Source organism: Nocardiopsis protaetiae, assembly GCF_045446735.1.
Lineage (GTDB): Bacteria > Actinomycetota > Actinomycetes > Streptosporangiales > Streptosporangiaceae > Nocardiopsis > Nocardiopsis protaetiae.
In genome coordinates this window covers 1-11350 of sequence record NZ_JBJJBV010000216.1, presented here as the reverse complement: position 1 = coordinate 11350, position 11350 = coordinate 1, and the positions used below count along the sequence as shown (strand labels likewise).

11 protein-coding genes are annotated in these 11350 nt (G+C 70.6%); 4 read left to right on the top strand and 7 right to left on the bottom strand.

The annotated features are described in order from the left end of the window. The 3 genes from ACJOT3_RS26105 to ACJOT3_RS26095 all read left to right on the top strand — a co-directional run. Positions 1-680, top strand: a 680-nt coding sequence (locus ACJOT3_RS26105) for a C40 family peptidase (protein ID WP_406975753.1), incomplete at its 5' end; no start/stop codon positions are given. 310 nt (positions 681-990) lie between these two features. After that, the gene (locus ACJOT3_RS26100; protein WP_406975752.1) at positions 991-2022 is read left to right on the top strand and encodes a C40 family peptidase; all 1032 of its coding nucleotides are present in this window, start codon (positions 991-993) and stop codon (positions 2020-2022) included. Between the two features lie 91 nt (positions 2023-2113). Further along, positions 2114-3238, top strand: a complete 1125-nt coding sequence (locus ACJOT3_RS26095; RefSeq protein ID WP_406975751.1) for a glycosyltransferase family 4 protein — start codon at positions 2114-2116, stop codon at positions 3236-3238. 25 nt (positions 3239-3263) lie between these two features. Here the strand turns inward: ACJOT3_RS26095 and ACJOT3_RS26090 are convergent, their stop codons facing one another. The 4 genes from ACJOT3_RS26090 to ctaC form a co-directional block, all read right to left on the bottom strand. Beyond that, positions 3264-4553, bottom strand: coding sequence for a L,D-transpeptidase (locus ACJOT3_RS26090; protein ID WP_406975750.1), 1290 nt, complete (start codon positions 4551-4553; stop codon positions 3264-3266). 134 nt (positions 4554-4687) lie between these two features. Then, positions 4688-5113: a cytochrome c oxidase subunit 4 gene (locus tag ACJOT3_RS26085; protein ID WP_406975749.1), complete on the bottom strand. Its 426-nt coding sequence runs from the start codon at positions 5111-5113 to the stop codon at positions 4688-4690. A 6-nt stretch (positions 5114-5119) separates the two neighbouring features. After that, entirely contained in the window at positions 5120-6796 is a 1677-nt protein-coding gene (ctaD, locus tag ACJOT3_RS26080; RefSeq protein ID WP_406975748.1) for an aa3-type cytochrome oxidase subunit I, read from the bottom strand. Beyond that, positions 6796-7737 carry an aa3-type cytochrome oxidase subunit II gene (ctaC, locus tag ACJOT3_RS26075; protein ID WP_431652600.1) on the bottom strand — a complete coding sequence of 314 codons (942 nt, stop codon included), beginning with the start codon at positions 7735-7737 and terminating at the stop codon, positions 6796-6798. Before ctaC ends, ctaD begins: the two co-directional genes overlap by 1 nt. A 447-nt stretch (positions 7738-8184) precedes the next feature. Here ctaC and ACJOT3_RS26070 point away from each other — a divergent pair, with 447 nt between their 5' ends. Then, entirely contained in the window at positions 8185-8445 is a 261-nt protein-coding gene (locus tag ACJOT3_RS26070; RefSeq protein WP_406975747.1) for a sulfurtransferase TusA family protein, read from the top strand. Positions 8446-8648: 203 nt separating this feature from the next. Here the strand turns inward: ACJOT3_RS26070 and rpsD are convergent, their stop codons facing one another. From rpsD to ACJOT3_RS26055, 3 genes are all read right to left on the bottom strand, one after another. Beyond that, a complete protein-coding gene (rpsD, locus tag ACJOT3_RS26065; RefSeq protein ID WP_406975746.1) occupies positions 8649-9260 on the bottom strand; it encodes a 30S ribosomal protein S4 in 612 nt (203 codons plus the stop codon). 301 nt (positions 9261-9561) lie between these two features. After that, a complete protein-coding gene (locus ACJOT3_RS26060) occupies positions 9562-10533 on the bottom strand; it encodes a carbohydrate kinase family protein (protein WP_406975745.1) in 972 nt (323 codons plus the stop codon). Between the two features lie 210 nt (positions 10534-10743). Then, a complete protein-coding gene (locus tag ACJOT3_RS26055; RefSeq protein WP_406975744.1) occupies positions 10744-11091 on the bottom strand; it encodes a HesB/IscA family protein in 348 nt (115 codons plus the stop codon). Positions 11092-11350: the final 259 nt, after the last annotated feature.

Sequence of the window (11350 nt, the reverse complement as noted above, 5' to 3'; positions counted from 1 at the left end):
TGGACTCGCTCACCAACATCCTGACCTCGGACGGTCCCGAGGGGCTGCTGGAGCAGAACGCCGACATCACCTACCTGTCCGAGACCCAGCAGGCGCAGCTGGACGAGTTCGGCGAGTCGGCCGAGCGCCTGTTCTCCCTCAAGGACGAGGCCGAGGAGGCCCTGAAGGAGGCCGAGGGCGCTCTGGAGGAGGCCGAGGAGGCCAAGGAGAAGGTCGAGGAGAAGATCTCCGAGCAGGAGGAACTGCTCACCCAGTTCCCCGACGCCGACGCCTCGACCGAGGGCGCCAACGACTCCGGCGGCCAGTCCTACACCGGCGGTGCCTCGGGCAGCGCGGGCGCCGCGCTGGACTTCGCCTACGCCCAGATCGGCAAGCCGTACATCTACGGCGGCACCGGCCCCAACGGCTACGACTGCTCCGGCCTGACCCAGGCCGCCTGGCGCGCCGGCGGCGTGGACCTGCCCCGGACCACGTACTCGCAGGCCGAGGTGGGCAACCGCATCTACGACATCAACGCCCTGCAGCCGGGCGACATCATGTTCTTCAGCGGGCTGGGCCACAACGGCCTGTACGCGGGCGGCGGGCAGATGGTGCACGCCCCGCGCACCGGCCGCAACATCGAGGTGGTCGGGCTGGCCGCCTACTGGGCCGGCCAGTTCGAGTTCGCCGTGCGCCCCTGACGCACCCCCGGTACGTCCGAGGCCGTCCCCGTTCGCGGGGGCGGCCTCGTCGCGTCCGGCGGGGGCGGCGTCGCGTGGACCCGTTCGTGTGAGGCCGTTCCGCCTCGCCCTCGTTTCTTACACCCCATTTTCGGCCATATCCGGTCATGGTTCCGAACATCACGAAAAGGTTGAGAGCGCCCGGGGGATGCACTAGTGTTCAACGCCGAACGTGTTTCGGCCCCTTCACCGCGCCGGTCCGGTCCCCCGCTCCTCACCCCGGAAGCCCCTGTTCCGGTCGGCGCATCCCTTGAGGAAGGTGTATCCCACCGTGTCCGTATCGCGCCGCATATCGGTCGTCGCCGCCCTGTCCTGCGGGGCGTTCCTGCTGCCCGCGTCGGTCGCGAACGCCGAGCCGACCGCCGAAGAGGTCCGTGAGGAGATCGAGCGCCTCGAAGAGGAGTTCGCCGAGCTCAACGCGATCTACAACGAGGCCAAGGAGACCCACGAGGCCGCCGAGGAGAAGCTGGACGACATCCAGGAGGACCTCGAAGAGGCCCGGGAGAAAGTGGACACGCTGGGCCGCGGTGTGCGCACCCTGGCCAACCTCGCCTACACCGGCACCGACTTCACCTCCCCCACCCAGCTCATCGGCTCCGGCGGGCCCGAGGAGGCGATGTTCCACCAGGCCGACCTGGGCTACCTCTCCGAGACGCACAACGCCAGCCTTGAGCAGTACCTCGAAGAGCTGGAGGAGCTGGAGACCCTCGAAGCCGAGGCCGCCGAGACCGAGGAGGAGTCCGCCGAGGCCCTGAAGGAGGCCGAGGAGGCCGCCGAGGAGGCCGAGGAGAAGATCGAGGAGCAGGAGGCCCTGCTCGACGAGCTGACCGAGGAGGAGCGGGCCGCGGCCACCGCCAACACGGCCAACACCGGCGGGGGCACCACCGGGGGCGGGAGCACCGGTGGTGGTACCGGAGGCGGCGCCACCTACACCGGACCGGCCACGGGCAACGCGCAGGTCGCCCTGAACTTCGCCTACGAGCAGGTCGGCAAGCCCTACATCTGGGGCGGCACCGGTCCCAACGGCTACGACTGCTCCGGCCTGACCCAGGCCGCCTGGCGCGCCGCCGGCGTGAACCTGCCGCGCACCACCTACGACCAGGTCAACGCGGGCCAGCGGGTCTCCTGGGACAACAAGCAGCCGGGCGACCTGCTGTTCTTCTACGGCTCCAGCCCCAGCCACGTCGGCCTGTACGCGGGCAACGGGATCATGGTGCACGCCTCGACTTCGAGCAAGCCCATCGGCGAGGTCACCCTCAACGACTACTACCGGGCCAACTTCGTCACGGCGGTCCGTCCCTAGTCCCCGGGCCGGCCCCTCCCCGGAGCCGTCCCCCTCCCGAACCTCCGCGGCCCCGCACCGGTATCCGGTGCGGGGCCGTTACGCTCGTGGCGTGCCGCGAACGCTGATCATCACCAACGACTTCCCGCCCCGGGCCGGGGGCATCGAGGCCTTCGTCCACGAGGTGGCGCTGCGCCTGCACGACGTCGTCGTGTACACGTCCTCGCCCGCGGCGGCGGACGCCGCCGCCGACCCCCACTTCGACCTGCGGCTGCCGTTCCCCGTGGTGCGCGACGCCGCCCGGGTGCTGCTGCCCACGCCCCGGGTGGCGCGGCGGGCCGCCGCCATCGCCCGGCTGGAGGGCTGCGACTCGGTGCTGTACGGGGCCGCGGCGCCGCTGGGGCTGGCCGCCGGGTCCCTGCGGGACACCGTGGGCCGCCAGGTGGCGCTGACCCACGGGCACGAGACGGGGTGGGCGCTGCTGCCGGGGGCGCGCGAGGCGCTGCGCCGCATCGGCGACACCACAGACGCCGTCACCTACCTGGGCGAGTACTCCCGGCGGCACCTGGCCCGGGCGCTGTCCGCACCGGCCGCGGCGCGGATGCGGCGGGTCGCGCCGGGGGTGGACACCGCCCGGTTCCGGCCCGGGGCGGGCGGCGGGGAGGTCCGCAAGCGGCACGGGCTGGGCGAGCGCCCGGTCGTGGTGTGCGTCTCCCGGCTGGTGCCCCGCAAGGGCCAGGACACTTTGCTGCGCGCCTGGCCCCGGGTGCTGGCCGACGTGCCCGACGCGGCCCTGCTCATCGTCGGCGACGGCCCCGACCGGAAACGGCTGCGGGCGGCGGCCGCCGGGCTGTCCTCGGTGGTGTTCACCGGCCCGGTCCCGGCGGAGGCGCTGCCCGCCCACTACGACGCCGGGGACGTGTTCGCGATGCCCTGCCGCACGCGGCGGGGCGGCCTGGACGTGGAGGGCCTGGGGATCGTCTACCTGGAGGCGTCGGCCACCGGGCTGCCGGTGGTGGCGGGCGACTCCGGGGGCGCCCCGGACGCGGTCCTGGACGGGGAGACCGGGCACGTCGTCGACGGCTCCCGGCCGGGCCCCGCCGCCCGGGCGCTCATCCGGCTCCTGGAGGACCCCGACCGCGCCGCCCGGATGGGCGCACGCGGCCGGGAGTGGGTGGAGCGGGAGTGGACCTGGGACCGCGCCTGCGCGCGGCTCAGCGGCCTACTGACGGCCTAGCGGCCCCTTGTCGGCCCGGCCCCCCTCACAGGTCGTCCCCGTGGACGGTGCCGGGCGGGGAGGCGGAGTCGGTAGCCTGCGGTGCGCCGGTCTCGCTGTTCTCCAGCCACTCCTCCCAGGAGCGCTGGTAGAACCCCCAGCCGTTGTCCCACTCCAGTTCCCGGGCGGTGCCGGTGGTCTCCAGCACGTCGCCCATCAGGGTGTTGTCGTGGAACCAGCGGGCGTCGGAGACCGACATGTTGGTGCAGCCGTTGGACCGGTTCGCGTGGCCGATGCTGCCGTTCCAGGGCGCGGCGTGGGTGAACTCGCCGCTGTTGGAGGTGCGCACCGCCCAGTCGGCCTCGACCCGGTAGTAGCCGGGCGAGCCCGCCGGGATGCCGACGGTCGCCGAGTCCATCACGAGCCTGCTGTAGCGCTCCATGAGGACGTGGACGCCGGAGGTGGTGGTGTTGAAGTGCCGTTCGCCCTTGCCGTTGCTGACCGGGATGGAGCGGATGCGCTCGCCGTCCACCGCCACGTGCATCCGGTGCTCGGGGACGTGCATGGTGGCGATGAGCTCGCGGCCCACCTCGAACCCGATGCGCCGGTCGGCGGTGCCGAACACCCCCTCGGAGGCCTCCACACCGGTCAGCCGCAGGTCGACGGTGACCTTCTGGTGCGGCTCCCAGTACTTCTCGGGCCGGAACACGGCGGTGGTCTCGTTCGGCCAGTTCCAGGCGCCCTCGGTGGCCTTCTCCGAGGTCACGTGCATGGAGTTCTCGACCTGTTCGCGGTTGTCCACCGGCTCCTCGAAGGTGACGACGACCGGCATGCCCACCCCGACGGTCTGCCCGTCCTGCGGCAGCACGAAGGGGTCGGCGAGCGCGGCGTCCGCGGCCACCGCGTGGGTGCCGAACGTCGAGACGACCTCGGTGCGCTCGCCGTCGGCGCCCTCCGCGGTGGCGTAGACGGCGACCCGGCCACCAGGGGCCAGGTTCCAGTCGCTGACCCAGGCGGAGCCGTCCTCGGCGAGCGTGCCGGTGACCGGCGCCCGCTCGGGCCCCTCCGCGTCGGCCGCCGCCCCCGCCCCTGTCTCGGCCCACTGCTCGCGGCCGATCTGCTCGACGGTGACGTCGGTGAGGACGCCGTCCTCCACCAGGACCCGCACGGGTGTGTTGGGTGCGACCTCCGCCCGCCCCGGGGCCGGGGTGATGGAGATCCGCGGCCCGGGCGCCTCCTGCGGTTCCTCCTCGGTGGCCGTGCAGGCCGTGGCCACCAGGGCCGCGGCGACGGTGCCGGTGACCAGGCGCCCGGCGAACCGGACTCGTCGGTCCATGACAGAACCCCCAGATGTCACGTTAAGTGATTAATAGATCACAACGGACATGGGGGAAATCACAGCATTCGCCACTCCCGCACCTTGAGCACCTTTTGCACCACCGTGTCCGGGGCGGGTGCTCGGTGTTCCGGCTAGTGCTGGAACTCCTTGCGGTAGTACTCGAAGACCCAGCCGATGGAGGTGAGGACGACGGCGAAACCGCCGATGATCACCATCCACCAGCCGATCGCCACGCCCACCGCGGTGAACGCCACGGACATGGCCACGAACATCGGCCACCAGCTGTGCGGGCTGAAGAAGCCGTACTCGCCGGCGTTCTCGGCGATCTCACCGTCGAGCCGCTCCTCCGCGGGAAGCCCGTGGAAGTGCTCGCTGCGGCGGGCCGCCTGCCAGAGCCAGTAGCCGATCATCCAGCCGAAGCCGATGGAGACGACCAGCGCCGTCGTACCGGTCCACTCGATGGCCCCGGTGTCCTGCCAGGACCAGTAGATGTACAGGGCGGCCGCCAGACCGAAGAAGGTCGAGACGCCCATGAACAGATAGGCCTGTGTCTTCATGAGCCCCTACTCCTTCGTGGCGCCGGCGGGAACCGCGCCGGGGGCGGCGGCGTGCGGGTGGTTGAGGTCGAACGCGGGGCGCTCGGACCGGATCCGCGGCAGCGACGTGAAGTTGTGCCGCGGCGGCGGGCAGGACGTCGCCCACTCCAGCGAGCAGCCGTAGCCCCACGGGTCGTCCACCTCGACCTTGGGCGCCTTCTTCGCGGTGATGTACATGTTCCAGAAGAAGATCAGCGTCGAGGCGGCCAGCACGAACGAGGACACCGACGAGATCTGGTTCAGCTCGGTGAAGCCGTCACCGGGCAGGTAGTCGGCGTAGCGGCGCGGGAAGCCCATGGCGCCCAGCCAGTGCTGGACCAGGAACGTGCCGTGGAAGCCGAGGAACAGCAGCCAGAAGTGGACCTTGCCCAGCGTCTCGTTGAGCATCCTGCCGGTGAACTTGGGCCACCAGAAGTAGAAGCCCGCGAACATCGCGAACACCACGGTGCCGAACACCACGTAGTGGAAGTGGGCCACCACGAAGTAGGAGTCGGTGACGTGGAAGTCGATCGGCGGGGAGGCCAGCAGCACACCGGTGAGGCCGCCGAAGAGGAAGGTCACCAGGAAGCCGATGGTGAAGAGCATCGGCGTCTCGAAGGTGAGCTGGCCGCGCCACATCGTGCCGATCCAGTTGAAGAACTTCACACCGGTCGGGACCGCGATGAGGAACGTCATGAACGAGAAGAACGGCAGCAGGACCGCGCCCGTCGGGAACATGTGGTGGGCCCACACGGTGACGGACAGGCCCGCGATGGCGATCGTCGCGGCCACGAGGCTCTTGTAGCCGAAGATCGGCTTGCGGCTGAACACCGGCAGGATCTCCGTCGCGATGCCGAAGAACGGCAGCGCGATGATGTACACCTCGGGGTGGCCGAAGAACCAGAACAGGTGCTGCCACAGGATCGCGCCGCCGTGCTCGGCGTTGTAGACCTGCGTGCCGACCATGCGGTCGGCGCCCAGGGCGATCAGGGCGGCGGTCAGGACCGGGAACGCGATGAGCACCAGGACGCTGGTGAGCAGGGTGTTCCAGGTGAAGATCGGCATGCGGAACATCGTCATACCGGGCGCGCGCATGCACAGGCCGGTGGTGATGAAGTTGACCGCGCTGAGGATGGTGCCCAGACCGGAGACGGCCAGGCCCAGGATCCACAGGTCGCCGCCCAGGCCCGGCGAGCGGACCGCGTCGGACAGCGGGGTGTAGGCGAACCAGCCGAAGCTGGCCGCGCCGCCCGGGGTGATGAACCCGCTAACGGCGATGAGGCTGCCGAACAGGAACAGGTAGTACCCGAACAGGTTCATCCTGGGGAACGCCACGTCGGGGGCGCCGATCTGCAGCGGCATGATGATGTTCGAGAACCCGACGAACAGCGGGGTCGCGAACATCAGCAGCATGATCGTGCCGTGCATGGTGAACAGCTGGTTGAACTGCTCGTTGGACATGATCTGCATGCCCGGGAAGAGCAGCTCGGTGCGCATGAGCACCGCCAGGACGCCACCGAAGAGGAAGAACCCGAACGAGGTGATCAGGTACATGTACCCGATGATCTTGTGGTCGGTCGACGTCAGCCAGTTGACGATGACCGAGCCCTTGGTGCCCGGCAGCCCTTGGGAGGCGGTGTGCGCGGGGGTGGTGGTCGTGCTCATTACTCGTTGGTCTCCTCGGCCTCGTCGGCGCCGGAGCCCGTGCCCTCCTGGCCGGAACCCTCCGCACCGGTCTCCTCGCCGGAGTCCGGGGTGTCGGGGGTCTCGGCGGCCTCGGTCTCCTCGGCGGCCGCGGCCTGCTCGGCGGCCCAGATCTCGTAGTCCTCTTCGGACATGACCTCGACGTTGAAGAGCATGCGGGTGTGGTCCACACCGCACAGCTCGGCGCAGCGGCCGATGTAGTCGCCGGCGGTGCCGTCGTTGAGGTTCACCTGGAACGCGTTGTCGCGGCCCGGGACGACGTCCATCTTGAAACCGAACGCCGGGATCCAGAACGAGTGGATGACGTCCGGGGAGTACAGGTCGAAGTGCACGACCGCGTTCTCCGGCAGCACCAGCGTGGACTGCGTGGAGGGGTCGGCGGTGCCGTCCGGGTTGGGCATGCCCACCTGGGAGAACAGCACCTCGCCGCCCTCGTCCTTGGGGGCGTCCAGGTAGTTGAACTGCCAGGCCCACTGGAAGGCGACGACCTCGACGTGGACGTCGGCCTCCTGCTCGGTGTCCAGCAGGTAGCTCTGATCGCGCGCGGTGAAGTAGAACAGCACCGCGATGACGACGATCGGCAGCACGGTGTAGAGCGCCTCGATGGGCATGTTGTAGCGCACCTGGGGCGGCAGCTGCTCAGAGCGCTTGCGGTGGAAGATGATCGACCAGATCATCAGTCCCCACACGAGAATGCCGACCGCGAACGCCGCCACCCAGGAACCCTGCCAGAGCGAGAGAACACGCTCGGCCTGCTCGGTGATCGGCTCCGGCATGCCCAAACGAGTGAGCTCGTTCGACGCGCAGCCGGTCGCGGCCAGCCCCAGCACGGCGAGCGCGGCGCCGCGTGGTGCCCATCGGCGCAGAGTGGAGCGCCGATTTTCTTGGCGGGTCGGACTCACGGATTGCCTTCCCAGCGGTGTAGCCCGTGGATTCCCACGGGCGGCCTAAGTATCCAAAGCTTGTCAGGGGGAAACATTATCGCGAACCGCCCAGGGTCCCGTTCATGGGCTTGCCTGGTCAGCGTGTTGCCGAAGGCCCCTGATACGGGACGCTCGGTGGTCCGTGGAGCCGGGCCCGTCGCGCGCCGGGGGTGACCCCTTGGCCGGCGATCGGCGAGGCACGGCCCGGCGTTCCCCCGGGCCCCTCCCCCATGAGGCGGCCGGGGCACCCGTCCGGGTGTCGGGCGGCGCCCGCGTCCACAGCGGGTGCGTCCGAGGTCCGGCGTCCCACGGGGAGAGAACAAGGTGAGCGTATCGCTGGGTTTACGACACCCTTAACCGGGTTCGCCTTACCGCGCGCGAGGGGTCAAGATTGGGACACGGAACGACAACGCACAGGGGGTTCCCGTGTCCGAGGGACGGCCGCTGCCGGGGGTGACGGCACCGTCGGTGATCGTGGAGGCGGTGGGCCGCAAGTGCCCGATCCCGATCATCTGGGTGGCGCAGCGCCTGCACGAAGTGCCCATCGGAGGGGTCATCGCGGTCACCGCGGACGATCCGGCCGCCAGGGCGGACATCCCCGCCTGGTGCCGGATGAAGATGCACGAGTTCGTCGCCGAGGTGCCGCTGGAGCGGGGTAGCGCGTTTCACATCCGGCGCATGTACTGAGCCGTTCCGGCACGTGCACCGAGCCGTTCCCGGTTCCGGCACCGTAACGATTCGGGCACACCGAATCCCGGGGGTGCCGGGCGCACGATCGGGGGTGCGGTCAGCGGCTCGATCGGGGGCGTGCACACGGAAGAGGCCGCACGGACCCGGGGGTCCGTACGGCCTCTCGGCTCGCTCACACGGCGCCGCGGGGGCGCCGGACGCTAGCGGGCGTAGAACTCGACGACGAGCTGCTCGTCGAAGGGCACCGGGATCTGCTCACGCTTGGGGCGGTCGACGACCGCGATGCGCAGGTCCTTGTGGCTGACCGCCAGGAACCCGGCGATCTTGTCGTCGGCGTGGACGCCCTCGGCGGCCTCGACGAACGGCACCATGGAACGGGACTTGGCCCGAACCTCGATGATCTGGCCCGGCTTGACCTGGTACGACGGGATGTCGACCTTCTTGCCGTCCACGGTGATGTGGCCGTGGTTGATGAACTGGCGGGCGGCGTAGATCGACGCGGCGAAGCCGGCGCGCAGCACGACCGTGGCCAGGCGCAGCTCCAGCTCGGCCAGCATCTCCTCACCGGTGCGGCCGGGGCGCTTCTTGGCGTTCTCGTAGATCCTGACCAGCTGCTTCTCGGTCAGGTCGTAGTACCAGCGCACCTTCTGCTTCTCGGCCTGGCGGACGGCGAAGTCGCTGCTGTTGCGGCGGACGCGACGGCCGTGCTCACCGGGCGGGTAGGGGCGCTTCTCGAAGTAGCTGACCGCCTTACGGGTCAGCGGCATTCCGGCGCGCCGCGACAACCGCACCTTGGGTCCGGTGTAGCGCATGCAATGTCCTTTCACATGGAATGCGGGGAATCCCAGGTAAGGCTGACCTAGAACTGGGAGGCGTGCGGGCACGCCCGGGCCCCGTGCGCGCCTGTCGGCGCGGTGCGGAGCGGGTTCCCCACCGTTGCGGCGACCCCGCGCTAACGGTTCGGGCTCTACACACCGGCACGCGTTTCAGCGCACCGGCGGGCACGGCGGACCCGCCGAAGAGGAACGACGGGGTCCGTGCGGGTCGCGTCCCGGGCATGCGAACGCACGGGACGCGGGGTCACGACTCTCTACTCTACGGGGTCCGGGGACCCTAGACGAACGGGCGGACCTCGGCGGCGACCTCCGCGCCGTAGGAGCGCTCCAGCCGGTCCAGCAGCGAGGCGCCGGTGAGCGTGTACTCCTGCGGGCCGTCGACCTCCAGGCAGTGCACCGCGGTGGCGTTGCCCACCTGGGCGGCGCGCTCCAGGGACAGGCCCCAGGAGTGGGCGGCCAGGAACCCGGCGCGGAAGGCGTCGCCCATGCCGGTCGGGTCGACCAGGTCGCCGACGGCGGCGGCCGGAACGTGGATGCTCGGCTCGCCCGCGCGGTCGATCCGGGCGCCCTTGGCGCCCAGGGTGGTGATGCGGGTGCCGACCCTGGCCAGGACCTCGGCGTCGGACCACTCGGTCTTCTGCTCGGCCAGGGCCTTCTCGTACTCGTTGGTGAACAGGAAGGCTGCCCCCTCGATGAGGGTGCGCACCTGCGGGCCCCCCATGCGGGCGAGCTGCTGGGAGGGGTCGGCGGCGAAGGCGATGCCCCGGGTGCGGCACTCCTCGCTGTGGCGGACCATCGCGGCCGGGTCGTCGGCGCCGACCAGGACCAGGTCCAGCCCGCCCAGGCGGTCGGCGATCGGCTGGAGCTCGATGTTGCGGGCCTCGGCCATGGCGCCCGCGTAGAACGACGCGATCTGGTTCTGGTCGCGGTCGGTGGTGCAGATGAACCGGGCGGTGTGGCGCAGCTCGGAGATGTAGACGTGGGAGGTGTCCACGCCGTGGCGGTCCAGCCAGGCGCGGTAGTCCTCGAAGTCGGCGCCGGCCGCGCCGACCAGGACGGGGGACAGCCCGAAGCCGCCCAGTCCGAAGCAGATGTTGGCGGCGACGCCGCCGCGCCGGACGTCCAGCTCGTCGATGAGGAAGGAGAGGGACAACTGCTGGATCTGCTCGGGGATGATCTGCTCCGCGAACCGCCCCTCGAAGGACATCAGGTGATCGGTGGCGATGGATCCGGCAACCGCGATACGCACGGGACGAGGTCTCCTTGGTCGGACGCGCCGGCCCGGGGCCGGACACTGTTCCGGGCACGCTCACGGCGCGCCCTTTCGGACTGACCCAGGGTACAGACCCGCCCGCGGCCGTCCGCCGTCCCCCGGGGGACGGCGAAGGGAGGGCGGACCGGGTCCGCCCTCCCTGTCGGTGGCCGTCCGCGCGCCCCGGGTCGCCCGGGGCCGCGCTCCCTAGTTGAAGGAGTCGCCGCAGGCGCAGGAACCGGTGGCGTTGGGGTTGTCGATGGTGAAGCCCTGCTTCTCGATGGTGTCGACGAAGTCGATCGTGGCACCGACGAGGTAGGGGGAGCTCATCCGGTCGGTCACGACCGCGACGCCGCCGAAGTCGGTGACGATGTCGCCGTCGAGCTCGCGCTCGTCGAAGTAGAGCTGGTAGCGAAGCCCGGAGCAGCCGCCGGGCTGGACCGCCACGCGAAGGCGCAGGTCGTCCCGGCCCTCCTGCTCAAGGAGCGCCCGAACCTTGCTGGAAGCGCCCTCCGTGAGGATGATCCCCTCGGTGGTCTCGCTCTGAACCGTCATCGTGTAAAGCTCCTCGTGGAAAGGGGTTGCGGCCCGCATGCGCCCGCGGCCCCGGTCTGACGCCCGCCGCCGGGACGGATGTCCTCTTCAACGGGTGCCAACACCCGGACCCGGCGCCGCATTCCGACGCGCCGCCGCCGTGTCCGTCCGGCCCTGCCGGCCCCGCGCGCGGGGTCCGGTACGGGCTGACTTGCGCGTGTTCCACCAGGGTACCCACCCGGCCCCGCCGTCACACCGGACGGCGGGGGCGGACGGCGGG